Source organism: Mycobacterium sp., from assembly GCF_052143115.1.
Lineage (GTDB): Bacteria > Actinomycetota > Actinomycetes > Mycobacteriales > Mycobacteriaceae > Mycobacterium.
Map to the genome: position 1 here is coordinate 1 of NZ_JBKQTQ010000301.1, position 24,872 is coordinate 24,872.

Genomic DNA, 24,872 nt, shown 5'->3' on the forward strand with positions numbered 1-24,872 from the left:
GACCCAACCCGGACTGGTCGTAAACGCGTTGTGCGGCTTGCACATTCATGTCATAGCCGATGAGGTTTTTGGCGCTGCCGTCGAACGTCGACGCGAAGTCGGTGGTCATGGCCTGGCCGACGATCTCCACCGCCTGACCGGCCAGCCCGTGCTGGTCGACGAACGCTTCCGAAGCCACGATCGCCGCGCCCGAACCGTCCGAAGTCGGCGAGCACTGCAGCTTGGTCAGCGGGTCGGAGATCATCCGCGCCGCCAGGATGTCGTCCAGCGTGTAGGACTCCTGGAACTGCGCGTACGGGTTGTTGACGGAGTGCTTGTGGTTCTTGTAGCCGATCTTGGCGAAATGTTCTGCGGTGGTGCCGTATTGCTTCATGTGCTCGCGGCCCGCCGCGCCGAACATCCACGGTGCGACGGGCATCGCGAACTCGTCGATCTCGGCCATCGCCTTGACGTGCTTGCCCATCGGCGATTCGCGGTCCTGGGCGCCACCGCTCAACGCGCCGGGTTGCATCTTCTCGAAGCCGAGCGCGATGGTGCAGTCGGCGAGCCCGCCGCGGATGGCCTGCGCCGCCAAAAAGAGCGCCGTAGAGCCGGTCGAGCAGTTGTTGTTGACGTTGACAATCGGAATCCCGGTCATGCCCAGCTCGTAGAGCGCCCGCTGCCCGGAGGTCGAATCGCCAGCAACATAGCCGACGTAGCCCTGCTCGACCTCGCTGTAAGCGATGCCGGCATCCTGCAGCGCGTTGGTTCCGGATTCGCGCGCCATGTCGGGGTAGTCCCAGCCTTCACGGCGGCCCGGTTTCTCGAACTTCGTCATCCCGACGCCGATGACGTAGACCTTGTTTGCCATTGCCCTAGCGTACGGCGGACGCTTAGAGCGTGGCCGGCCGGATGACGACGACTGACTTTGTCCCCACGCCGTCGTCGCGCAGCAGCGCGATAACCCGGCCGTCGGCGTCCTGCGCGGCGTAGACGCCGTCGATGCCGGCCGGCCCCAGCGCGCGGCCGTTGGCGGCCGCGTCGGCCTCCTCGGCGGTGAGGCCGCGCCGCGGAAACATCTGCAGGCAGGCCTCGTCGAGGGTCAGGTTCAGCCGCGGCCGCTCGGCCAGCTCGTCGAGTGAGCGTGCCTGGTCCAGACCGAACCGGCCGACCCGGCTGCGCCGCAGCGCGGTCAGGTGACCGCCGACCGTCAGCGCGTCGCCGAGATCACGGGCCAGGGCGCGGATGTAAGTCCCGGAGGAACAGTCCACCTCTACATCGAGATCGACGAACCGTCCGCTGCGCAGGGCCAACATCTCGAACCGATCGATCCGCACCGGCCGGGCGGCCAGTTCCACGGTCTGCCCCTCGCGCGCCAGCCGATAGGCCCGTTGCCCGCCGACTTTGACCGCGCTGACCGTCGACGGCACCTGCATGATGTCGCCGCGCAACTCAGCGATCGCCGCGACGATAGTTGCCTCGGTCAGGTTTTCGGTCGAGAATTCTTGCAACAGTTCGCCTTCCGCGTCCTCCGTGGACGTGGTTTGGCCCAGGCGTATGGTGGCCGCATAAGACTTCGACGCGCCGGTCAGCAACCCCAAAATCTTGGTGGCTCGGTCTACCCCGATCACCAACACGCCGGTGGCCATCGGGTCCAGCGTCCCGGCGTGACCTACCCGCCGGGTGCCGAAGATGCGTCGGCAGCGCCCGACCACGTCGTGGCTCGTCATGCCGGCCGGTTTGTCGACGATCACAAGGCCGGCGCTCATAACACAATCGCCGTGAGCACCAATTCCCGCTCAACCGACCACCGTCCGGCCAGTGACTTCAGCGGCGGGCCTGAGAGCGTGGCGCCGTCGATCAAGATCACCGATTCGAAACTGCCGGCCGAGCCGGAGCCGTCGATATCGAACGTGATGTGTGCGTCTTCGAAACCCAGCCAGCGCTTGGTCAGCGGGAACCACGCCTTGTACGTTGCCTCTTTGGCGCAGAACAGGATTCGGTCCCAATGCACACCGGTTGACAGGGCAGCCAGCGCTTCTATTTCACGGCGTTCCGCTTGCAGGCTGATGGCGTCGAGCACGCCGTCCGGCAACACGTCATGCGGCTCGGCGTCGACTCCCACCGAGCGCACCACCGCACCGCGGCCGACCACCGCACCACGGTAGCCCGCACAGTGGGTAAGGCTGCCGACCGCACCGTCGGGCCAGCATGGTTCGCCCTTGTCCCCCTTGAGGATCGGTACCGGTCGAAACCCGAGTTCGCCCAGCGCCAGACGAGCGCAGTACCGGACGGTGATGAATTCGTTGCGCCGCTTGGCCACCGACCGCGCGATCAACGGCTCTTCCTCGGGCATCGGTGCCAGCCCGGGCGGGTCGGAGTACAGCTCAGCAGACGCCAGGTTGTCGACGGACTCCCCCGCGCCGGGCAGCACCGACGAGATCAGTTTGCTCAGCGTCATCGCGACTGCCGCTGGCGCAGTCGCTCTCGGAACTGCTGCGCCTGGGCCCGCATCTCTTCGGTGATGACGAAATGACCGCCGAAGTCGTTGAGATAGCCGGGCGCGTACTGCGGATCGGGTAGCACTTGGCGAAGCCAGCTGAACGGTTTGCGCCGGCGCCACTCTCGCGGATAACCCACCGAGACCTCTTCGAAGCGGACTCCGTCGTACCAGGTGGTGCGCGGAATGTGCAGATGGCCGTAGACCGAACAGATCGCGTTGTAGCGGGTGTGCCAGTCGGCGGTCTCGGTGGTTCCGCACCACAGCGAGAACTCCGGGTAGAACAGCGAATCGCAGGGTTCACGCACCAGCGGGAAATGGTTGACCAGCACCGTCGGCGTCATCCAGTCGAGGTCTTCGAGCCGCTTGCGGGTGGCGACCAGGCGATCACGGCACCAGGCGTCGCGAGTGCGATACGGCTCGGGTGAGAGCAGGAACTCGTCAGTGGCCACGACGTTGCGTTCTCGCGCGATCGCCAGCCCCTCGGCTTTGGTGGTCGCGCCGTTCGGCAAGAACGTGTAGTCGTACAGCAGAAACAGCGGCACGATGGTGGCCGGGCCGCCCCGCTCGGTCCACACCGGAAACGGGTGCTCCGGGGTCACGATGCCCATCTCGTCGCACATGTTGACCAGGTAGTCGTAGCGCGCGCGGCCGAAGATCTGGTTCGGGTCCTTGTTGGTGGTCCACAGCTCATGGTTCCCGGGCACCCAGATCACCTTGGCGAACCGTCGCCGCAGCACATCCAGCGACCAGCGAATGTCGTCAGTGCGCTCGGCGACATCACCGGCGACGATCAACCAGTCGTCCGGCGACGACGGGTACAGCGATTCGGTGACGGGCTTGTTGCCGAGGTGGCCGACGTGCAGGTCGGAGATCGCCCACAGCGTCGGCTGCCGCGCGGTCGTCGGCTCCTGCCCGTGTTGTTGCCCAGCCACGGCTCCCAAGCCTAACGATCGCGCCGGTGGATGCCTCGTCGACGGACTCGTTCCGATTGTCCGGCTCTCCCCCGCAAGCGGGTGGGGGTACCCCCAGCCGCGCAGCGGCGAGGGGGCGTGCCCCCACCTGACGCCGTCCCGGCGTCCACCGTCGCCGGACTCGTTTCGATAGTCCGGCTCCTCCTGACGCCGTCCCGGCGTCCATCGTCGCCGGACTAGAACAGGTTCTCGTTTCCACTGTGACGGCCCAGTTGCGACTTGGACACTCCCCGCAAAGCCGGACCAAATGGAGGGGTGTGATGGTCACCAAGCTGCGTCTACTCGCGGCGCTCGGTGCCCTGGTCACAGCGGTGGTGGTGGTGTCGCAGAGTGCGCCGTCTGCCAAGGTCGGCATCCCGAAGGTGCAACTACGGTCGACCGCCGCACCGATGGATCCGCCCACGACGATGAAAAGCCCGATCGTGGCGACCACCGACCCCAGCCCTTTCGACCCCTGCCAAGACATTCCGTTCGACGTCATTTCTCGGCTGGGCCTGTCGTTCACTCCCCCCAGCACGAAGAAGGGCTGCGCTGCCACTACGACGCGGGCAACTACCAGTCGGCCGTCGAGCCGATCATCTGGCGCAATTACGACCAGTCGCTACCGGCCGACGCCATCGAGACGACGGTCAACGGCCACCGCGCCGCCCAGTACTGGAACCTCAAGCCCACCTACCACAACAGCTACTGGTACATCTCCTGCATGGTGATCTTCAAGACCAGCTACGGGGTCATCCAGCAGTCGCTGTACTACTCGACGGTCTACTCCAGCCCGGAAGTCGACTGCCCATCCATCAACCTGCAGCGGGCAAACGATCTTTCCCCATACTACAAGTTCTAGGCCCACGTCCTTGGGTGCGGCCATAACCTGATCTGGTGACCACCACATCCACCCAACCCACCGGGTCGGCGCTGAGCTCATTGACCACGCGATTCGCCGGCCGTGCCCTCGGCCGGACGTTGCGCCTGCCCGCGCCGACCACCGGCTATACGGTCAGCCGGGTCGCGATCCCGATGCGCGACGGCGTCGAACTGGTGGCCGACCACTACGTGCCCGCCGGCGACACCGAACCGGTCGGCACCTTGCTGGTCCGCGGACCCTATGGACGCGGGTTTCCGTTCTCGCTGCTGTACGGCGCGCTTTATGCCGCTCGCGGTTACCGCGTGCTGCTGCAAAGTGTGCGGGGGACGTTCGGCTCGGGCGGCATCTTCCAGCCGATGGTTCACGAAGCGGCCGACGGCGCCGACACGGTCGCCTGGCTCCGGGAGCAGCCGTGGTTCACCGGTCGCTTCGCCACCATGGGGATTTCCTATCTGGGGTTCACCCAGTGGGCGCTGCTGCAGGATCCGCCGCCTGAGTTGGCTGCGGCCGTCATCACCGCGGGCCCTCATGATTTCAGCGCCGCGGCCTGGGGCACCGGCTCGTTCACGGTCAACGACTTCCTCGGGTGGAGCCATCTGGTTGCCCACCAAGAAGATCCCGGACGAATCCGCGCCGGTATCCGCCAGCTGCGCGCGCAGAAAAAGGTGATACAGGTCGCCGGTGAGGTGCCGCTGGGTGCGGCCGGCCGGGCGCTGCTGGGCACCGACGCGCCGTGGTGGGAGTCGTGGCTGGACCATCCCGATGACAACGAGCCGTTCTGGGAGCCGATGCGATTCGGCGCCGCGCTCGATCGGGTGCAGGTGCCGGTGCTGCTGATCGGCGGTTGGCAAGACCTGTTCCTTGAACAGTCGCTCGAGCAGTATCGGCATCTTCGGGACCGCGGTGTCGACGTGGCGTTGACCATCGGGCCGTGGACACACACCCAGTTGCTCTTCCAGGGTCTGCGCACCATCGCCGGGGAAACACAGGACTGGCTGGACACCCACCTCGGCGGTCGACCGGCCACCTCGCGACCCAGCAGACTTCGCGTGTTCGTCGCCGGCGAGGGCTGGCGCGAGGTGGCCGATTGGCCGCCGACCACCAGCGATCGCGCGCTGTACCTGCAGCCCGGTGGCGGCCTGGCCGACACGCCGCCGTCGACCGCGGCTGGATCCTTCGCGTCCTCGCTGAGCTTTCGCTATGACCCGGCCGACCCGACGCCGACCATCGGGGGTCGACTGTTGTCGCCGGACGGCGGTTACCGGGACGACACCGCGTTGGTAGCGCGCAGCGACGTGCTCAGCTTCACCACCGACGTGCTCGACGAGGATCTGTGCGTGCACGGCAACCCGGTCGCCGAATTGGCGCATAGCTCCGACAACCCCCATCTCGACGTGTTCGCCCGGATCAGCGAGGTCGACGCCAGGGGCCGCTCCCGCAATGTCAGCGACGGCTATCGGCGGCTGGCCGACGCGACTGACTCCGTCAGCGTCGAACTCGACGCGATCGCCCACCGGTTCCGCGCCGGGTCACGCATCCGCGTGTTGATCGCCGGCGGCAGCCATCCCCGCTACGCCCGTAACCTCGGGACCGGTGAGGCCACGGCGACAGGAAGCCGACTCGAGCCCTCCACCCATGAGCTGCACTTCGGCGCTTCCCGGGTCGTGCTTCCGACCGAGAACGCCTAACCGATGGACATCTTCGACGAGTGGCGAAGCGGCGGAACGGAAATCCATTGGCGGTCATCAACCGCGGCGAACGATGAAGCGGAAGTTGCCGTCTTCACCCGTCGCTGCGGCACACCGGGTGCACCGGCACTGGTGTGCGTGCACGGCTTCCCGACCGCAAGCATCGACTACTTCGCGCTGACGCGCGAGTTGAGCGCGGACTTCGACATTTTCCTGCTGGACTTCCCCGGCTACGGACTCTCGGACAAGCCACCCGCACCTTATGTGTATTCGCTTTACGATGATGCGCGCCTGCTGATCCACGCGATCACGAACGTATGGCAACTCCAGCGATACACCATGCTGACCCATGACCGTGGCACCAGCGTCGGCATGATCGCGCTTTCCATGTTCGCGACGTCGGATCAGCGAAACGCGCCTGCCGAAGTCATCCTGACGAATGCCAACATCTATCTCCCGTTGGCCAATCTCACCGCATTCCAGACTGCGCTTCTCGACCCCGCTACGGCGCGGAGCACGGCGCAGGCGACGACGCCGGAGCTGCTTGCCGCCGGCATGGGCGTGGCCGCGTACATGCCGCGGCGAACACCCAGCGATCCCGAGATCACCGCCCTGACAAAATGCTTCGCGCACAACGACGGGATCGGGGTGCTGCCGGACACGATTCAGTACTTGAATGAGCGCGCCGCCGACGAAACCAGTTGGCTCGCTGCGCTTTCCGCAAACGAGATCAACACCAGCCTGGTGTGGGGCTTGCATGACAACGTCTCCCCTGTCCGGGTCGCGAACTTCGTCTGGCAAAAATTCCTCAAGGACAAGCCGGGACGAAACCGCTACTGGATACTGCCGACCGCCGATCACTATCTGCAATGCGATGCCGCGGCGCAACTGGCGCAAGTGGTGCGACTCACCGCAGCAGCTGAGCCGACTGCGCTGTGCACCCTCGGGGACCGCCCGGACGGCGCGGTCCTAGTAGACCAGACTTTGTGAAACGGTTGCGGCCCAACCTCATCCGACGGCATCACTCACGCGGGCAGCGACTCGTCGTAGCGACGCTTCGCCGTGCACGGGAGTGCCCAGCGACGCCTGCACAGGCAGCTGGACCCAGCTGGTGCAGCCAGCGTAGTCGGGATTGCGGGCGAGTTCCACCGGCTCGACCAAAGGTATGGCCTGCACGACCAGCACCGCCAACCGATGCTTGGGCCGAAAGTCCAGCCGGTCCTGTCGCACCGACTCGGCGGTCCAGATATGTAGATCCTGGATCGCCTCGATGTTGTCGGGCCGGTTGACCGGCAGTGCCGCAACGACTTTCGCCGCCGCCCGCACCACGACACGGTCATCGGCGCTGTCGCCAGCCGCAGCCCTGAGCAAGTCCTGAAATTCGGGCCGGACCCGCTCGGCGTGACTGTGCGCGACCGTCGGGAACAGCATGAACTCGCGGGCGGCAACCTCGAAACGCTTCTCGCCAATCCCGCCTTTGCGCAACAGCACCCACTGCCGGCCGTCCAGCAGCGCGTGCACCACCGCGCTCCACTCCTTGAGCGCGGGCACCGTCGCGGCTTGCGTCATCGGGCCCCGCGTCATCTCGTCGCCAGCCGACGCAACGGCGGGGAGGTCTTCGGAGGCTGGCGGCGCGGCGGCAAGGCGGCCAACAGCCGTGTTGTCGTCGCCGCGACTTCGGCCACCGCCGCTTCGAACGCCTCGGCGTTGGGCGACGAGGGATGCGTGATGCCGCTGACCTTGCGCACATATTGCCGCGCGGCCGCCGCGATCTCCTCGGTCGTCGCCGGAGGCTCGAGTCCGCGCAATTCGGTGATGTTCCGGCACATGCCTCAACGATAAGGCGGTCGGGCCGCGGCCGGTCGGACTGACTACGGTTGCGATATGACCCGCGCCGGCGACGATGCAGAGCGAAGCGATGAGGAGGAGCGGCGCATGATCCCCGCCGGCGACGATGCAGAGCGAAGCGATGAGGAGGAGCGGCACTCATGACCGACGACATCCTGTTGATCCACACCGACGATCGGGTACGCACCCTGACCCTGAACCGACCGCAATCGCGCAACGCGTTGTCGGCCGCGCTGCGGGATCGGTTTTTCACGGCCCTGGCCGAGGCCGACGCCGACGACGCCGTCGACGTCCTCATCCTGACCGGCAACGACCCGGTGTTCTGCGCGGGGCTCGATCTCAAAGAGCTGGGCGGGCAGTCGGCGCTACCGGACATCTCGCCGCGCTGGCCACCGTTGAGCAAGCCCGTCATCGGCGCGATCAACGGCGCCGCGGTCACCGGTGGGCTGGAGCTGGCGCTGTACTGCGACATCCTGATCGCTTCGGAGCATGCGCGATTCGCCGATACCCATGCTCGGGTGGGTCTGCTGCCGACGTGGGGGCTCAGCGTGCGGTTACCTCAGAAAGTGGGCGTCGGACTGGCCCGTCGCATGAGCCTGACCGGTGACTACTTGTCCGCCGACGATGCGCTGCGGGCCGGCCTGGTCACCGAAGTGGTGCCACATGAGCGGCTGCTGACCGCCGCGCGTGAGGTGGCAACGAGCATCGTCGGCAACAACCAGAGCGCGGTGCGGGCTCTGCTGACGTCCTATCACCGGATCGACGAATCGCACACCAGCGAGGGGCTTTGGCTGGAAGCGATGGCAGCCAGGCAATTTCGGACCTCCGGCGACGACATTGCCGCCAACCGGGAAGCCGTCCTGCAGCGCGGACGCGCGCAGGTGCGGTAGACGGCGATCTGCCCCGTTTCCGGAGGAGGAAACGGGGCAGATCGCGTTTGTGAGACCGGTCCGTCGATCAGGGGATCGTGGCGCGGATGGGGTGGGTGAGGGCCCACACCGGGTGCAGGACATCCGCCGCGTAGTGGCGGATCGGGTGCAACGGTCCGGTGCCCGGCACCCACGGGTCAGCGGACGCGACGGGCGCCGCCAACGATCCAAGGAGAGACAGACCGACGGCGGCCAGTAGGCCGGCTGCCGCGACACGGAGCTTGGAAACTTTCTTCGACTTCATGGTTGGGTTCCTTACCTCGCTAGGGTCGGTTGCTTTCCCGACACCACAAGGTTGCAACAGGCGCCTTGGCGGGCTCTGGAGAGATTCTTGCGAAATTCTTGCGCTTGCTGCGGGCGGTATCTGCGCTGCTCAGCACGTGCTGATTTGGAAAGTGAACTCGTGGCCGCCGATGCGGACATGGTCACCATCAGCGAGAGTGGCAGCACTTCGGATCCGCCGGCCTTGCACCTGGACACCGTTGGTGGAGCACAGATCGCTGATCACAAAGCTGCTTCCGGTGTCGATGACGACGGCGTGGTAGCGACTGACGTCGTCGTCGTCGAGAACGATGTCGTTGTCGGGTCGCCGGCCGATCCGGGTCGATGACTGCAGCCGGTAGCGCTTGCCGTCCCTCCCCCGTAGCTCGGCAACGGCCGACCGGCCGGCCACCGTGTCGGTGTGCGGGCCGAGGTCGACGACGCTGTTCATGGCGGTGGTCTGGGCAGTGTGCCTGGTGTCCAGGGGCTCCTGGCGCAGGATTCGCTCATGCAGGGTCCTCACAGTGGGACCGGGGTCGATCCCGAGGTTTTCGGCCAGGTTCGCCTTCAGTCGCCGGTACGCGTCGAGGGCGTCAGACTGCCGCTCGGCGACGTAGTAGGCGGTGATCAACTGAGCCCACAGCGGTTCCCGGAAAGGATGTTCGGCGGCAAGGGCCTCGAGGTGAACGATCACGGCGTCGGCGCGTCCGCAGGCGATCTCGGCTTGGGCGAGGCCGATCTGGGTCATCACTTTGACCTCGGACAGCGCGGTGGCAAACGTGTCGACGAAGGCGAATTCGCGCAGGTCATCGAGAACCGGGCCGCGCCACTCGGCCAGCGCAGCCGACAAGGAGCTGCTCGCGTCCTCGAACCGTCCGGCGGCGGCGGCGTGCACCCCGGCGTTCTTCTCGGTGATGAAACGCCCGAGATCGCAATCGGCGTCAGGGACGCTGAGTTGATATCCCGGCGGGGCGCTCACCAGCACCTTGTTCGGGTCATACCCGGCGCCGCCCAGCAGTCGGCGCAGGTTGGACACGTAGGAGTGAATGCTTGTCCGTGCTGCCGGCGCCGGACTCTGATCCCAGACCGCGTTGATCAGGGACTCGACCGACACCGGCCGGTTCCGGTTGAGCACCAGCATGGCCAACACCGTCCGCTGCTTCGGGGCGCCCAACGGCACCGGGTTGCCGTTCGCAGTCACCTGCAACGGTCCCAGAACACCGAAGTTGAGACCTGCGTTTCCCATCGTGCTGCCCGCCTTTCGGGTCTGCGTGGGCGTCAGCTCACCATTGTGACCGCAAGTTGCTGCTGCGCCGTGCGCTCACGTCCCGGTAACCGCCCAGCGGCCCGAAACCACTCGCCACCCGACGAAGATCAGTCGCAGCACGATGAACGTGCTCAGCCCCGACCAGATGCCCGCCAGCCCCCAGCCGAACACCAGCGACAGCCAAATCAGCGGCAGAAAGCCAACCAGCGCGCTGACCACAGTGGCAGTGCGCATGAACGCGGCGTCCCCGGCGCCCAGCAGCACGCCGTCGAGGGCGAAAACAATTCCTGCAAAAGGTAATTGGGCTACCAGGAACCACCACGGGACTCCGATCGCAGCCAGCACCGAACTGTCGTCGGTGAAGAGTTTGGGCAGCACGGAGGAACCGACGGCAAACACCGCGGCCAGCGCACCGGCCGCGATTGTCGAGGACACCGTCACGCGCCGGGCCACCGATCTCGCGCGCGAGGCGTCACCGGCGCCGAGCGCCGCACCGACCAGCGCCTGCGCGGCGATGGCCAGCGAATCAAGAACCAGCGCAAGGAACTCCCACAGCTGCAGCACCACCTGGTGGGCGCCCAACGCCGCGGCGCCGAACCGGGCGGCGACCGCGGCCGCCGAGACGAAACAGGCCTGAAATGCCAGCGTTCGCACCAACAGGTCGCGCCCCAGTACCACTTGGGTTCGCAGTACCGTGCGGTCGAGGCGCAGCGGCACTCGTTCAGCCAGCAACGCGCGTCCGAACAGCAGCGCGGCCAGCCATTGGCCAGCGAGGTTGGCCACCGCCGACCCGGCCAGCTGCAGACGAGGCAACCCCAGCCAGCCGTACACCAGCAGCGGGCACAGCAGCGCCGACAGCCCGAACCCGGCGACCACGTAGCGCAGCGGGCGGACGGTGTCCTGAACACCGCGCAGCCACCCGTTGCCGGCCAGCGACACCAGAATCGCCGGCGCACCCCAGATCGCGATGCGCAGCCAGGGCAACGCCGCATTCGCGATGTCGGCCGACCCTGCGATGGCCGACACCAGCGGAACTGCCGCCGCCTGCACCACGACGACGACCAGCCCCCCAAGAGCCAGCGCCAACCAGGTCGCCTGCAGGCCTTCCACCACCGCCGATTCCCGGTCTTCGGCGCCGAAGTGGCGGGCCGAGCGCGCGGTGGTGCCGTACGACAGAAACGTCAGATCGGAACCGACCATGCCGAGGATCAATCCTCCGATGGCCAGCCCGGCCAGGCTCAACGCGCCCAGCCGGCCGACGACCGCGGTGTCGAACAGTAAGTAGAGCGGCTCGGCCGCGAGCACGCCCAACGCCGGCAGCGCCAGCTGCGCTATCTCTCGGCCACCCGCCTGTGGGTGGCCCGGGCCGGTCACCCTAGAGCGGCGCGCAGCGAGGTCACCACATCGTCGATTGAACCGGTGGTCGAGTAGCCGGCGGCCAGCTTGTGACCGCCGCCGCCGAATGTCGAAGCGACCGTGGAGAGATCCACCGCGGCCTTCGCGCGCATCGACACCGACCACTGCTGCGGCTGGGTTTCTTTGAACACCGCCGACACCTCGGCCTCCCCGGTGGTGCGGACGATGTCGACGATGCTCTCCACTTCTTCCGGCCGCGCGCTGATCCATTCCTGGTGTCCGACAACGGCGTACACCAGGCCGCGACCGTCGACAGCGTCCGGCAACAGCTGCGCCGAACCCAACACCCGGGACAGCATCATCAGCCAGCGGAAGGGATGGGTGTCCATCAGCGACCGGCTGATCGCCGCGTTGTCGACGCCCAACTCGACCAGCCGCGCCGCCAGCCGATGTGCGCGCGCGCTGGCCCACCGGAACGACCCGGTATCGGTCGTCAGCCCCGCGTAGAGGCAGTGCGCCACTTCGGTGTCGATCGGCTTGCCCCACGCGTCGAGCAGCTCGGCAACCAGCATGGTGGTGGAGTCCGCCGACGGGTCGACGAAGTTCACGGTGCCGAACAGCTGGTTCGACGCGTGGTGGTCGATCACCAGCAGCTCTTGCCCGGTACCGGCCATTTCGCGCAGGTCTCCGAGCCGGTTGATGCTCGGAATATCCACGGTCACAACCAGATCGACATCGCGACGCATGGCGTGGGGATCGACCAGCAGCTGCCCGCCGGGCAGCGACTGCAAAGACTCCGGAAGCGCTGCCGGGGCCGCGAAGCTGACCTGGACGGCCTTGCCGCACTGGTCCAGCACCAAGCCCAGCGCGAGGCCGGCGCCGATCGTGTCAGCGTCGGGATAGACGTGGCAGACCACCGCGACAGTGGCGGCGGCGGACAGTACCTCGGCGGCTCCGACGGCGTCGACGCGTCGCGCCGTGGCGGTCGATTCAGTCTTCGAGTTGATCGTCGTCATCGGCGCCTTCCCCGTCAGGTCCATCCGCGTCGCCGGATACCCGATAGGGGTCGGCCTCTCCGGCGGGCTTGGCACCTTCGCGAACCCGAGCCACATCGGCGTCAGCGGCACGGGCGCGGGCCAGCAACTCTTCCATTCGCTGCACGGAGTCGGACACCGTGTCCCGGGTGAACGTCAGTGTGGGAGTGAACCGAACGCCGGTGCCGGCGCCAACCTTGGTGCGCAGCACACCCTTGGCGCGGTCCAGCGCCGCCGCCGCGCCGGCGTAATCGGGCTCGTCATCCAGCGTCGACCCCATCACCGTGTAGTACAGCGTCGCGTCGTGCAGGTCACCGGACACCTTGGCGTCGACGATGGTCACGCCGGCCAGTCCCGGGTCTTTGATCTCGTACTCGATCGCCGACGCGACGATTTCGGAGATCCGCTTGGCCAGCCGGCGGGCCCGGGCCGGGTCAGCCATGCCGCATGCTCAGGTTGTTGCCATTCATGTTCAGGCGCGTTCCTTCTGAACCAGCTCGTAGGTTTCGATGACGTCGCCTTCTTTGATGTCGGAGTAGGTCAGCGTCAGACCACACTCGTATCCGTCGCGGACCTCGGTGACGTCATCCTTCTCCCGTCGCAGCGAGGACACCGTGAGGTTATCGGCCACCACGATGTTGTCCCGCAGCAGCCGCGCTTTGGCGTTGCGGCGCACCACCCCGGAAGTCACCAGGCAACCGGCGATCAGACCAACCTTCGACGAGCGGAACAGCGCGCGGATCTCGGCACGACCCAGCTGGTTCTCCTCGTAGATCGGCTTGAGCATGCCGCGCAGGGCCTTCTCGATCTCGTCGATCGCCTGATAGATCACCGAGTAGTAGCGGATGTCCACGCCTTCGCGGTTGGCCAGTTCGGTCGCTTTGCCCTCCGCACGCACATTGAAGCCGATGATCACCGCGTCCGAGGCCGACGCCAGGTTGACGTTGGTCTCGGTGATACCGCCGACACCGCGGTCGATGACGCGCAGCTCCACCTCGTCGTCGACCACGATCCCCATTAGCGCCTCTTCCAGCGCCTCGACGGTACCGGCGTTGTCACCCTTGAGGATCAGGTTCAGCTGGCTGGTTTCCTTCAGCGCCGAGTCCAGGTCCTCCAGGCTAATCCGCTTGCGCGAGCGCGCCGCCAGGGCGTTGCGCTTGCGCGCGCTGCGTCGGTCGGCGATTTGGCGGGCAATGCGGTCCTCGTCGACCACCAGGAAGTTGTCGCCTGCGCCGGGCACCGACGTGAAACCGATGACCTGCACTGGCCGTGACGGCAGCGCCTCCTCGATGTCGTCGCCGTATTCGTCGACCATCCGGCGGACCCGGCCATACGCGTCGCCGGCGACGACCGAGTCGCCGACGTGCAGCGTGCCGCGCTGCACCAGCACGGTGGCCACCGGGCCGCGGCCGCGGTCCAGGTGCGCCTCGATCGCCACACCCTGGGCTTCCATGTCGGGGTTGGCCCGTAGATCCAGCGCGGCGTCGGCGGTCAGCAGCACCGCCTCCTCCAGCGCCTCAATGTTGGTGCCCTGCTTGGCCGAGATGTCGACGAACATCGTGTCGCCACCGAAATCCTCTGCCACCAGACCGTATTCGGTCAGCTGAGACCGGATCTTGGCCGGGTCGGCACCTTCTTTGTCGATCTTGTTCACCGCCACCACGATCGGCACGTCGGCGGCCTGGGCGTGGTTGATGGCCTCCACCGTCTGCGGCATCACACCGTCGTCGGCGGCCACCACCACGATCGCGATGTCGGTGGCCTTGGCACCGCGGGCACGCATGGCGGTGAACGCCTCGTGACCCGGGGTGTCGATAAAGGTGATCAGCCGCTCGTCGCCGTCGAGGTCGACGGACACCTGGTAAGCACCGATGTGCTGGGTGATGCCCCCGGCCTCGGCCTCGCGGACGTTGGCCTTGCGTATGGTGTCCAGCAGTCGGGTTTTACCGTGGTCGACGTGACCCATCACGGTCACCACCGGCGGGCGGGTCTGTAGGTCTTCCTCGGTGCCGTCGTCTTCGCCGTAGCTCAGGTCGAAGGATTCCAGCAGCTCGCGGTCTTCGTCCTCGGGGCTGACGACCTGAACCACGTAGTTCATTTCGCTGCCCAGCAGCTCGAGCGTCTCGTCGCCGACCGACTGGGTCGCGGTCACCATCTCGCCGAGGTTGAACAGCGCCTGCACCAGCGCGGCCGGGTTGGCATCGATCTTCTCGGCGAAATCCGACAGCGACGCGCCACGCGCCAGCCGGATGGTCTCGCCATTGCCGTGCGGTAGCCGCACGCCGCCGACGACCGGCGCCTGCATGTTCTCGTACTCGGCGCGTTTCGCCCGCTTGGACTTGCGGCCGCGCCGCGGCGCGCCGCCGGGACGGCCGAACGCGCCGGCAGCACCGCCGCGCTGGCCAGGGCGTCCACCGCCACCGCCGCCGGGACGGCCACGGAACCCACCACCACTGCCGGGTGGAGCACCAACGCCACCACCACCGCCGGCGCCGCCGGCGCCGCCGCCGCGGTAGTTACCGCCGCCACCGCCGCCGCCGGGCCGACCGCCGCCAGGACCACCTGGCCGACCGCCGACGCCGCCGGGTCGCGGCGCGCCGGGACGTGGTGGACGACCTTGTCCACCACCGGAGCCGCCGCCAGGGCGGGGTGGCATGCTGCCGGGCGACGCGCCCGGGCGGGGGGCACCGGGCCGGGCGGCACCTGGGCGCGGGGCCAGCGGACGCGGAATTGGCCGGTCCACCGGCTGTGCCGTCGAGAACGGGTTGTTGCCGACGCGCGGCGTGCGAGCCGCCGGCTTCGGGACCGGGCGCGGGCCCGGCATAGGTCCGGGCCGCGTCGGGGTCGGCGACGGTGCCGCCGCCTGCGGCTGTTCCGGAGCCGGGGCCGGCGGCGCGGCCGGCTCCGGCGCGCGCGGCGGGGCCGGTTTGGGACCGGCGGGTTTCGGCGCCGTCGGGGCGGCCTGGACCCCCTGGCCTTTGGCTGCGGCCGCGCCGTTGCCGGCGGTCTTCTCCTGCGCGGGCTTGCTGCCGCCGAACGACTCACGCAGCCGACGCGCGACCGGCGCTTCTACCGTCGACGATGCGGATTTGACGAATTCGCCCTGTTCGCTGAGCCGGGCGAGTACTTCTTTGCTGGTAACACCGAGTTCCTTGGCTAACTCGTGTACGCGCGCCTTGCCTGCCACTACATCTCCTGTCTATGAGGCGACAGCTGTGGTCGGCCGCGCCTCGGGTTTAGCTATGACGCATGGTCATCGGGACTTCACGGTGTGCTCATGTTCTTCGCTACCTGTTCTGTTGGCGGGATGATCGGGCGCGTCCAAAAACTCGATGTGCTCGACCACCGCTGATGCGTCCAGTGCTCCGGCGATCCGCAACGCTCGCGCGAACGCTCGCCGCCGGATCGCTTGTTGTGCGCACTGCGGAATGGGATGCAGCCATGCACCCCGCCCCGGAAGACTACCTGCTGGGTCAACGGTCACGGCGTATTTACCGTTCCCGGTCGACACAGCCACCACTCGAAGCAGTTCGACGGCCAACTCTCGCTTTCGGCAACCGACACACGTCCGCACCGGTCCATCGACGCGTCGATGTGCGGAGGCCGAAGTCTCGCGCTGGATCACGGCTTAGTTTACCTGCACCGAACCGGTGGTCAGCACCACCCGAATGTGTCCGCAATTACGCTCGCGCCGCGACATGCCGACACCCACCACTGACAACACCACCGAAGCACCGTCGACGAACTCACCACCACGCGCTATCACGCAGTACCGCTGACAGTCCAAATCCTCAGCGGGCCGCCAGGATGAGTGTCTGCGCGGCGATCAGCCTTGTGCCATCGGGGAATTCGATGCCTGCGTCGGTGCACCGCGTCGGCACGGCCGTCCCGTCGACGGACGCGTGGTACTCGCCTACGCCGCCGACGACCGTGAGCCGGTGCAGGTCGAGCTGCCCGCCGGTGCAGGCCATGACGAGTTGGTCACCCTGCTGCGACCACAGGCCCCAACCGGAGCCCGCGAGGAACGGCAGGGCGGTGTCCGGGCGGCGGAAGGTGTAGGCGCCGGCCGGGGCGTCGTGGGTGAACCCTGCCAGCGCCTGCAGCGCCGACCAGCCGGCGAGCGAGCGGGCGTAGTGGTCGCCGCACTCGATCTCGTTGAACGGGTTGCGCCGCCGCCCGTCGTAGCGTCCCCACACGGCGTCCAGCACGGCGCGCCCCTCGTGATGCAAGCCCTCGCGCAGGCAGTGCGCGGCCACCTGGTACTCCGAGCCGGTCCACACCTCGTCGGCGTACCGGATCGGGACCCCGGGCCGGCCGCCGTGCGGCCAGGCACACTCCAGCAGCCCCGCGTCGTCACCGTCAGCGAACACCCGGTACGGATGACTGAAGTCGCGGAACCCGCGGCGGAGGTTGTGCCGCACCACCGCGGCGAGGGCGGCGCGCACGTGCTCGGCGGGCAGCAGGTGGCCGAGGTCGAGCTGGTGCGCCCACCACTGCCCGATGAGCTGGTCGGCCAGGCACCCGTCGCCCCACTGATAGTCGGGGTTGTCGCCGGGCAGCAGCCGCTGCACGTAATACTCGCCGGTGAACAGCGCCGCGTCGTAGGACTTGCTGGCCTGGGCGAAGGTGGCTTGGTACGCGGCCGCCGCGTCGATGTCGTCGAGGAGTCGGGCGATCTCTTCGGCGGCCCGCAGCGCGGCCAGCCACAGCGTGCCCATGAACGAGTTGTGCCCGGTGAGGTCAATGTCATGGGTGCTCGGCTGGATGCCGCTGAGCATCCCGCTGCCGTCGACGTTCCAGGCGTGGTCGACGTAGTGCAGCAGGCGGGTGAGGTTGGGCCAGTAGCGGCGCAGCCAGTCGATGCCTGCGCCCGCGCGGTATTCGCGGTAGGCCTTCAGGACAGTGCCGAGCATGCCGTCCAGCGCCGGCTGGTCCGGGCCGCCGATCGGCTCGCCCCACGGCTGCGGTAGGTAGGTCGGGGCGAGCACCCGGTGCGGTACGTAGCCTGCCGGCGCCTGCATGATCTCGAACTCGGTCTCGCGCATGCTCCGCTCGAGTTCGGGAAACGCCGCCGCGAGCGCCTGCGCGTAGTTCCATACGTGCGTGCAGTTGAGCGGACAAGAGCCGCCGTAGGCCCCTGACCACATCGCGGTGGAAGCACCCAGCACCCCCTCGAAGGCGAAGAACCGCCCGTCCGCGGCGCGAAAGCAGGTGGGGCTGCGCACGGTCGCGAGCTGGGCGGCGAAATGCGTGACAGCGGCATCGTCCAGGCCGGAGTGGGCCAGTGTGCCGGTCCACGCGCCGGTGGCCTCGCGCAGCGCCGACCAGCCTCGGCGCACCCGCTCGAACACGTCCTGCGCGTCGGCGTAGCGGGTGGCGTAGTGGTTGCCGAGCCAGAACCGGGAGCGCCCCCACTCCGGCCGGTCCGGCCCGAACTGCTCGAAGTTGACGTACCGGTTGGGGAAATACCAGGTCAGCGCCACCCGGATGAGCCGCGCCTCGCCGGGCTCCAGCAGGAACGGGACACCGACGCCGGCGTTGAAGGTGCTGCCCTCCGGGCTGCTGCCGCTCGCCGATTGCGGGGCATGCCGCTGCGGGTCAGCGATGCCCGCCGCCACGGCCAGCCGCGGTGCGCCGCTGGACAGCGCCCGCGAACGCAGAAAGGCGACGAACTCATCCGTGTGCCGCCACCGGGTCAGCGCGGCCGCCCGCGGGTCGTCGGCGGCCAGCACCATCTGCCCGGCGCCCGGGGCGTCGTCGGGGACCGCGGCGTTCTCCAGCACCACGCATGTCCAGCCGTCGCCGCGCAGCAGCCGGTTGGTGTTGCCGCCATACCCGGGCGCATGAACGCCGTCGATCGGGGTGATGCCGTCCCAGCCCACAGCGTTCTGCACGGTGGCGCCAAGGGTTCCGTGCAGCGGGTGGTTGTCGGTGTTGACCAGCCGGAACGTGAACAGCGCAGCCGGGATGGAGCTGGCGTCGACATCCAGCGGGACCAGCGGGTTGAACGCCTCCAGCGTGACGTCCAGCGGAAGGGCGGGGTCGAGGTAGCGCACCCGGGCGACCGGGTAGGTGCCGGAGAAGGTCGTGCGCGCCACCCCGGGATACCGGCTCAGCAATTCGCGTTGCCACTCCGGCACGACATCATCGCTGACCAGCGGGGTGCTCGTCGAGTCCCGCGGCGACGCCTGCAGGATGCGCAGCTCGTCCAGCGGCGGCTCCCACCGGCTGACCCGCAGCGCCAAGAACGATCCGGGTAGCGCGCCGGCGTGGTTCCCGATGTTGTGCAGCTGCCACTGCCGCAGACCGCCGTCAGCGCAGATGGCGAGGTTGCCGGTGCCGATGCCGCCGAGCGGCATGGCCAGGTGGCCGAACTCGGCCCCGTCGCACTCGGCCGCGCGCAGGTCGTCCGGCCAGGTCACGTCGGCGGGCCCATGGGCTCCGCGCCCACCTCGAGATCGTCGGCGTCGGGCAGCGGTGGGCGCGGCGCCGACGGGCGGTCCAGGTAGAAAAACGCGGTCGAGGCGATGTCGTCGTGCAGCGGCCGGTAACGTCGCTGCGACATCCAACCGAGGGCCTGGATGTCCACCCGCAGATCGGCGCGGAAGTGGATCGGGTCGAGGACATGCCAGCGGTACATGCCGAACCGCTGCTGGCTGCGATACAGCCCGTCCGGGCGAATGACCTGATGCAACCCGAGAAACGGTGTCGAGTAGGTGGTGTAACCCTGGCCAGGCACATCGAAGTTCCACGCGCCGCCGAAATAGTCCTCGGTACCGGTGCCACAAATAGTGGGGAACTCCTCGTCGCCGTCGAGGTAGAACTTGACTTCGCCCTCACCCCACCAGCCGGGGTGGTTGGCGCCCCACGCCAGATAGGTGCCGACGTACTTCCCCGCGCCGTGGACACGATCCAGGATCGGGTGCAGCGTGCCGGCGGCGAGCGGGTTGCTGCGGCGGAACTGGCAGTGCAGATAACCGGTATCGGCCATCTCGGTTGTGAAGTCCACGTCGATCTCGTAGCTGATCTGGTAATAGACGACGGCGGTCCGCGGCGCGCGGTTCTCCAATGTCAGCCGGGCATGCCGGGGCACCGGCATCGGCCAGTAACTGTTGAAGCCGCCGTGCGGATTGACGGCGATCGGCAGTGACGATAGCTGGGCGAACTCACACCAGCCCTGACCGAAGAAGTCGCCGAGTGGTACTTCGATCGCGGGCTGGTCTGCGCCGTCCCAATAGGCGCGCAGGATCAGGCTGCGCCAATTGCTGTGGTGTGTGGTCAGCCAGAGATGCGTGATGAGCCCCGGCCCGTCAATGGCGGCCAGCTCGAACGTGGTCTGTCCACCGATTTCGACGCTGGGCGAGACCTTCCAGCCCACGCCGAGGTCTGCCGCGCAGGCCGCGCCGGTGCCCGCTGCGGCGCGGACGCCGCCGCCCCTCGCCCCGTCGAAGTTTTCCGGGCTGATCGAACGGGACTGGGCACCGATCAATCGGGCCAGCGAACGCAGGTCGGTCACGGGTCACCGGGTCAGCGGTCGTGTGCCATCCCGTGGGTGGCGCCGTGCTCCGGATGGTCCGCCGGCTGATCGGGCGAATCCCCGCGGATGTCGATGCGCCAGCCAGTGAGCCGGGCCGCCAGTCGGGCGTTCTGGCCCTCCTTGCCGATGGCCAGCGACAGCTGAAAGTCGGGCACCACCACCCGAGCGGCCCGGGCGTTCTGATCGATCACGGTCACTGAAACCACCTTGGCCGGCGACAGTGCGTTGGCCACGAACCGAGCCGGGTCCTCGTCGTAGTCGATGATGTCGATCTTCTCCCCGGACAGCTCACTCATCACATTGCGCACCCGCTGACCCATCGGGCCGATGCAGGCGCCCTTGGCGTTCAGGCCGGGAACCCGAGAAGCAACCGCGATCTTCGACCGGTGGCCGGCTTCGCGTGCCACCGCGACAATCTCCACCGACCCGTCGGCGATCTCGGGGACCTCCAGCGAAAACAGTTTGCGCACCAAGTTGGGGTGAGTGCGGGACAACGTGATCACCGGTTCGCGGGAGCCGCGGCTCACTCCCACCACGTAGCACCGCAGCCGTTCACCATGCTGGTAAACCTCACCGGGAACCTGCTCAGCCGCCGGGATCACGCCCTCAGATCCCTTGGTCTCGCTGCCCATTCGGACGACGACGAAGCCGCGTGCATTGGCCCGGCTATCACGTTGCACCACACCAGCAACGATCTCGCCCTCATGGGTCGCGAACTCGCCGAAGGTGCGCTCGTTCTCGGCGTCGCGAAGCCGTTGCAGCATGACCTGCCGTGCGGTGGTGGCCGCGATCCGTCCGAAACCCTCCGGAGTGTCCTCCCATTCGCTGAGCACAATCCCGTCGTCGTCGAGCTCACGGGCGAACACCTGGACGGCACCGGTTTTGCGGTCGATTTCGATATGCGCATCCGGCTGATGGCCCTCGGAGTGCCGGTAAGCGCTGAGCACCGCGGCCTTGACGTCCTCGAGCAAGTCGTCGAACGAGATTCCTCGTTCCACCACGATCGCGTGCAGAGCGGCCATGTCGATGTTCATGTTCTGCCTCCCGTTTCCGCACTCCGATCGACAGCCGCCAGCTCCAGTTCGCGTTTGGACGGAGGCGAAAACTCAACCTGGACAACAGCTTTCCGGATCTCACCGATGGGCACCGGACGCACCGCCCAGTCCCGGGCCTGATCGTCGCGGACCACCAGCATCAGCGTGTTGTCGGATATCTCGCCGACTCGTCCGGTGATTTGCGTTTCGTCGGCCAGCGCCAGTTCGACCTTGCGGCCCCGCGCGCGGCGGAAGTGCTTCTCGCTGGTCAGCGGGCGGTCCACGCCAGGCGAGCTGACTTCCAGCACATAGCCACCCGCAATGCTTTTCACCGCATCCAGCAAGGTCGACGCCGAACGGGACAGCGTGGTGATGGTGTCCAGATCGAGGGCGGTGTCGCCGTCGGCAATCACGGTTATCCGCGGTGGACGGGACCGCGCATCGATGACGACATCCTCAATTTCGTAGCCTGCGCGCGCGAACTCACCATCGAGTAGCTCGATCACCTGCGTCTGCGACGGTAGCCCGATGACCACGGCGAGCTCCTCATCTTGAGTTGTCCGGTCCGGCGGCGCTCCGGTTCGCACGATTCAGCGCGTCCAGGGCGCCAGCCATTAACGATACGCCAGGAATGGCGTATAAACCGTGATCGCGGCTGGCTCACCCGGCGTTACGGCGGGCTGTGCGAGGCCCGGTCAGAGCAATGGCAGGATGTTGCTGTGCCACGCACGCCATCCGTTGTCAGTCCGGTGGTCAGCAGGCGGCAGGTACTGGCCGGGGGCGCCGCTCTCGCCGTGCTCGGGATGACGGGGTCCGCCTGCAGTTCGCCGCCCGCACCGTCGGCGGTCGACGAACTCGAATCGCAATTGAAACTGGCCCGGCATGACAGCGAGCTGGCCACGGCGGCAGCCGCAGCCGCGGCCCAGCCGGTTAGTGCGGCGCTGACCGAGGTCGCCTCCGAACGCGCCCAACACGCGCAGGCGCTGGCCACCGAGATCGCCCGTCTCGCCGTCAACCCGACATCCACCTCCAGTCAGACCACCAGCCCGACACCCACGGCCTCGGCCGCCCCGGCGCCCCCACCGTCACTGTCCGACGTGACTGATTCCCTGCGCACGTCCGCGGCCAGCGCCACTCATCTGGCCACCACGTCGTCGGGCTATCGGGCGGGCTTGCTCGGCTCCATCGCCGCCGCGTGCACGGCGGCCTACAGCGTTGCGCTGGTGTTCGGAGCATCGGCCTCATGACGTCCGCTGAGCCGTCAGGCCACGACACGCCCTACGACACCGCGCTGTGCGCTGCACTGACCACCGAGCACTCCGTGATCTACGGCTACGGCATTGTGTCCGCCCACTGCCAGCCCGACGCCAACAGCCTGGTGTCTTTTGCGCTGAACCAGCATCGCCAACGTCGTGACCAGGTGATCGCGATGCTCGCCGCCCGCTCGGTCAGCGCCCCGGTGGCCGCCGCGGGCTACCAACTGCCGATGCCGGTCAACAACCCGACCGATGCGACCCGCCTGGCCGTGCGAATGGAGAAGGACACCGAGTTGGCCTGGCGCGCGGTCATCGAACAGGCGCAGGACCCGCAAGACCGACGGTTCGGGGTGACCGCGTTGACCCAAAGCGCCGTGCTGACCGCCCGATGGAAGCAGGCGCTGGGCGACTGGCCGATCACCACGGCCTTCCCCGGCAGCGACTAACGGCGCTAGCCGGCGATGGCAACCGTGATGTCGGTGGCCAGCCCGGCGCCGACCGCCAGTTCACGGGTCTCGCCGGCGAACCGATTACGCAGCTCGACGGTGCCGTCCGCCCAGCCGCGTCCCACCACGACGATCCACGGCACACCGAGCAGTTCGGCGTCCTTGAACTTCACCCCGGGCGAGGCCTGCCGGTCGTCGAGCAGCACCTCGATGCCCAGCCGATCCAGATCGGCCGCCAGCGCGGTGGCCCCGGCGCGCGCCTCGGCATCCTTGTTGGCGATCACCAGATGCACGTCGAACGGCGAAACCTCGGACGGCCACCGCAGCCCCAGCTCGTCGTGGTGCTGCTCGGCGATGACCGCCACCAGCCGCGACACCCCGAGACCATAAGAACCCATGGTCAGCCGCACCGGTTTCCCGTCTTCACCGAGCACGTCGACGGTGAAGGCATCGGTGTACTTGCGACCGAGCTGGAAGATGTGGCCGATCTCGATGCCGCGGGCGGAGACCAGCGGTCCGGCGCCGTCGGGAGACGGATCACCGTCACGCACTTCGGCGGCCTCGATGGTGCCGTCGGCGGTGAAGTCGCGGCCCGCGACCAACCCGACGACATGCTGCCCGAGTTTGTCGGCGCCGGTGATCCAGCTGGTGCCGTCCACAATCCGCGGGTCGACGAAGTAGCGAACATCGTTGTCGCGCAACGCCTTCGGGCCGATGTACCCCTTAACTAAAAACGGATACTTGGTGAAGTCGTCATCGTCGAGCAGTTTGTATTCGGTTGGATCGAGGGCGGCGGCCAGCCGCTTGTCGTCGACCTCGCGGTCGCCCGGTACCCCGATTCCCAGCAGCTCCCAGTCACTGCCCGGTTGGCGAACCCTGAGCATGACGTTCTTCAAGGTGTCGGCGGCGGTGACGGTGCGGCCCAGGTCGGCGCCGTTCGCCCACTCGACCAAAGTCGCGATGGTCGGGGTGTCGCCGGTGTCGTGGACCACCGCCTCCGGCAGCCCGTCGATCGGCCGGCTTTCCGGGCGAGCGGTGATGACGGCCTCGACGTTGGCCGCGTAGCCGGATGCCGGGCAGCGCACGAAAGTGTCCTCACCGATAGCGCTCTCGGCCAGGAACTCCTCGGAGGCCGACCCGCCCATCGCGCCCGATACCGCGGACACGATGACATAGCGCACCTGCAGCCGGTCGAACATGCGCTGGTAGGCCTCGCGGTGCGCGTCATAGGCGGCCTTGAGCCCGGCGTCATCGATGTCGAAGGTGTAGGAGTCCTTCATCACGAACTCGCGGACCCGCAGCAGGCCGGCCCGGGGCCGCGCCTCGTCGCGGTACTTGGTCTGGATCTGGTAGAGCACCAGCGGGAAGTCTTTGTAAGAGCTGTACTCCCCTTTCACCGTCAAGGTGAAGACTTCCTCGTGGGTCGGGGCGAGCAGATAGTCGTTGCCGCGGCGGTCATGGAGCCGAAAAATACCGTCGCCGTACTCGGTCCAGCGGTTCGTCGTCTCGTAGGGCCCGCGCGGCAGCAAGGCCGGAAAGAGGATCTCCTGCCCGCCGATGGCGTTCATTTCTGCCCGAACGACGCGTTCGATGTTGCGCAGCACCCGCAGCCCGAGCGGCAGCCAGCTGTACAGCCCGGGTGCGACCGGTCGAACGTACCCCGCGCGGATCAACAGCTTGTGGCTGGCAACTTCGGCGTCGGCGGGGTCGTCGCGCAGCGTGCGCAAGAACAGCTCGGACATCCGGGTGATCACAGCGCGCAAGCCTAGCGGCGATCGCGAGCGCGGCTGACAGCCGGGCGAAGCGGGTCGGCGCCATCAAGCACAGCGACGATCGCGAGCGCGGCTGACAGCCGGGCGAAGCGGGGCGGCGCCATCAAGCACAGCGGCGATCGCGAGCGC

General features: G+C 67.7%; 23 protein-coding genes and 1 pseudogene. 6 read left to right on the forward strand and 18 right to left on the reverse strand.

The annotated features are described in order from the left end of the window. The 4 genes from ACLQI9_RS29765 to ACLQI9_RS29780 all read right to left on the reverse strand — a co-directional run. On the reverse strand, window positions 1–850 hold an 850-nt coding region (locus ACLQI9_RS29765), incomplete at its 3' end, for a lipid-transfer protein (RefSeq protein WP_442392638.1). Between the two features lie 22 nt (window positions 851–872). Next, on the reverse strand, window positions 873–1,748 hold the full coding sequence (truB, locus tag ACLQI9_RS29770) for a tRNA pseudouridine(55) synthase TruB (RefSeq protein ID WP_442378590.1): 876 nt from the start codon (window positions 1,746–1,748) through the stop codon (window positions 873–875). Further along, a complete protein-coding gene (gene pptT, locus ACLQI9_RS29775) occupies window positions 1,745–2,440 on the reverse strand; it encodes a 4'-phosphopantetheinyl transferase PptT (RefSeq protein ID WP_442378591.1) in 696 nt (231 codons plus the stop codon). Before pptT ends, truB begins: the two co-directional genes overlap by 4 nt. Continuing rightward, a complete protein-coding gene (locus ACLQI9_RS29780) occupies window positions 2,437–3,414 on the reverse strand; it encodes a metallophosphoesterase family protein (protein WP_442378592.1) in 978 nt (325 codons plus the stop codon). Before ACLQI9_RS29780 ends, pptT begins: the two co-directional genes overlap by 4 nt. Before the next feature lie 299 nt (window positions 3,415–3,713). Between ACLQI9_RS29780 and ACLQI9_RS29785 the strand changes: the two are divergent. From ACLQI9_RS29785 to ACLQI9_RS29795, 3 genes and pseudogenes are all read left to right on the forward strand, one after another. Continuing rightward, window positions 3,714–4,294, forward strand: a pseudogene (locus tag ACLQI9_RS29785) (DUF3558 domain-containing protein). 35 nt (window positions 4,295–4,329) lie between these two features. Further along, the gene (locus ACLQI9_RS29790; protein ID WP_442378593.1) at window positions 4,330–6,003 is read left to right on the forward strand and encodes a CocE/NonD family hydrolase; all 1,674 of its coding nucleotides are present in this window, start codon (window positions 4,330–4,332) and stop codon (window positions 6,001–6,003) included. A 3-nt stretch (window positions 6,004–6,006) separates the two neighbouring features. Beyond that, a complete protein-coding gene (locus tag ACLQI9_RS29795; protein ID WP_442378594.1) occupies window positions 6,007–6,993 on the forward strand; it encodes an alpha/beta fold hydrolase in 987 nt (328 codons plus the stop codon). An 18-nt stretch (window positions 6,994–7,011) separates the two neighbouring features. On the opposite strand, the gene ACLQI9_RS29800 is transcribed toward ACLQI9_RS29795, so the two are convergent. After that, complete coding sequence (locus ACLQI9_RS29800) at window positions 7,012–7,572, reverse strand: DUF1802 family protein (RefSeq protein ID WP_442378595.1); 561 nt, start codon at window positions 7,570–7,572, stop codon at window positions 7,012–7,014. 11 nt (window positions 7,573–7,583) lie between these two features. Further along, window positions 7,584–7,832 (reverse strand): DUF2277 family protein, encoded by a 249-nt coding sequence (locus tag ACLQI9_RS29805; RefSeq protein ID WP_442378596.1) that lies wholly within the window; start codon window positions 7,830–7,832, stop codon window positions 7,584–7,586. A gap of 159 nt (window positions 7,833–7,991) precedes the next feature. Here ACLQI9_RS29805 and ACLQI9_RS29810 point away from each other — a divergent pair, with 159 nt between their 5' ends. Then, window positions 7,992–8,741: an enoyl-CoA hydratase gene (locus ACLQI9_RS29810; RefSeq protein WP_442378597.1), complete on the forward strand. Its 750-nt coding sequence runs from the start codon at window positions 7,992–7,994 to the stop codon at window positions 8,739–8,741. Window positions 8,742–8,808: 67 nt separating this feature from the next. Here the strand turns inward: ACLQI9_RS29810 and ACLQI9_RS29815 are convergent, their stop codons facing one another. From ACLQI9_RS29815 to rimP, 11 genes are all read right to left on the reverse strand, one after another. Then, a complete protein-coding gene (locus ACLQI9_RS29815) occupies window positions 8,809–9,024 on the reverse strand; it encodes a hypothetical protein (protein WP_442378598.1) in 216 nt (71 codons plus the stop codon). 129 nt (window positions 9,025–9,153) lie between these two features. Next, window positions 9,154–10,287 carry a BTAD domain-containing putative transcriptional regulator gene (locus ACLQI9_RS29820; RefSeq protein ID WP_442378599.1) on the reverse strand — a complete coding sequence of 378 codons (1,134 nt, stop codon included), beginning with the start codon at window positions 10,285–10,287 and terminating at the stop codon, window positions 9,154–9,156. A gap of 75 nt (window positions 10,288–10,362) precedes the next feature. Then, window positions 10,363–11,682 carry an MATE family efflux transporter gene (locus ACLQI9_RS29825; protein WP_442378600.1) on the reverse strand — a complete coding sequence of 440 codons (1,320 nt, stop codon included), beginning with the start codon at window positions 11,680–11,682 and terminating at the stop codon, window positions 10,363–10,365. Beyond that, window positions 11,679–12,680 (reverse strand): DHH family phosphoesterase, encoded by a 1,002-nt coding sequence (locus ACLQI9_RS29830; protein ID WP_442378601.1) that lies wholly within the window; start codon window positions 12,678–12,680, stop codon window positions 11,679–11,681. Before ACLQI9_RS29830 ends, ACLQI9_RS29825 begins: the two co-directional genes overlap by 4 nt. After that, window positions 12,655–13,140 (reverse strand): 30S ribosome-binding factor RbfA, encoded by a 486-nt coding sequence (rbfA, locus tag ACLQI9_RS29835; protein ID WP_442378602.1) that lies wholly within the window; start codon window positions 13,138–13,140, stop codon window positions 12,655–12,657. Before rbfA ends, ACLQI9_RS29830 begins: the two co-directional genes overlap by 26 nt. Window positions 13,141–13,170: 30 nt before the next feature. Continuing rightward, on the reverse strand, window positions 13,171–15,885 hold the full coding sequence (gene infB / locus ACLQI9_RS29840; protein WP_442392641.1) for a translation initiation factor IF-2: 2,715 nt from the start codon (window positions 15,883–15,885) through the stop codon (window positions 13,171–13,173). Window positions 15,886–15,951: 66 nt separating this feature from the next. After that, entirely contained in the window at window positions 15,952–16,323 is a 372-nt protein-coding gene (locus ACLQI9_RS29845; RefSeq protein ID WP_324398696.1) for a YlxR family protein, read from the reverse strand. A gap of 166 nt (window positions 16,324–16,489) precedes the next feature. After that, window positions 16,490–19,120 carry a GH116 family glycosyl-hydrolase gene (locus ACLQI9_RS29850; RefSeq protein ID WP_442392643.1) on the reverse strand — a complete coding sequence of 877 codons (2,631 nt, stop codon included), beginning with the start codon at window positions 19,118–19,120 and terminating at the stop codon, window positions 16,490–16,492. Continuing rightward, a complete protein-coding gene (locus ACLQI9_RS29855) occupies window positions 19,117–20,214 on the reverse strand; it encodes a glycoside hydrolase family 172 protein (protein WP_442381978.1) in 1,098 nt (365 codons plus the stop codon). The genes ACLQI9_RS29850 and ACLQI9_RS29855 overlap by 4 nt, the downstream gene beginning before the upstream one ends. 11 nt (window positions 20,215–20,225) lie before the next feature. Continuing rightward, a complete protein-coding gene (gene nusA, locus ACLQI9_RS29860) occupies window positions 20,226–21,269 on the reverse strand; it encodes a transcription termination factor NusA (RefSeq protein ID WP_442381980.1) in 1,044 nt (347 codons plus the stop codon). After that, window positions 21,266–21,805 carry a ribosome maturation factor RimP gene (rimP, locus tag ACLQI9_RS29865; protein WP_442381982.1) on the reverse strand — a complete coding sequence of 180 codons (540 nt, stop codon included), beginning with the start codon at window positions 21,803–21,805 and terminating at the stop codon, window positions 21,266–21,268. Before rimP ends, nusA begins: the two co-directional genes overlap by 4 nt. Window positions 21,806–21,988: 183 nt before the next feature. Here rimP and ACLQI9_RS29870 point away from each other — a divergent pair, with 183 nt between their 5' ends. Both ACLQI9_RS29870 and ACLQI9_RS29875 read left to right on the forward strand, forming a co-directional pair. Then, the gene (locus tag ACLQI9_RS29870) at window positions 21,989–22,516 is read left to right on the forward strand and encodes a hypothetical protein (protein WP_442381984.1); all 528 of its coding nucleotides are present in this window, start codon (window positions 21,989–21,991) and stop codon (window positions 22,514–22,516) included. After that, window positions 22,513–22,971 carry a ferritin-like domain-containing protein gene (locus tag ACLQI9_RS29875; protein WP_442392645.1) on the forward strand — a complete coding sequence of 153 codons (459 nt, stop codon included), beginning with the start codon at window positions 22,513–22,515 and terminating at the stop codon, window positions 22,969–22,971. Before ACLQI9_RS29870 ends, ACLQI9_RS29875 begins: the two co-directional genes overlap by 4 nt. 5 nt (window positions 22,972–22,976) lie before the next feature. Here ACLQI9_RS29875 and ACLQI9_RS29880 read toward each other — a convergent pair whose 3' ends face one another. After that, window positions 22,977–24,725, reverse strand: a complete 1,749-nt coding sequence (locus tag ACLQI9_RS29880) for a proline--tRNA ligase (protein ID WP_442381988.1) — start codon at window positions 24,723–24,725, stop codon at window positions 22,977–22,979. Window positions 24,726–24,872: the final 147 nt, after the last annotated feature.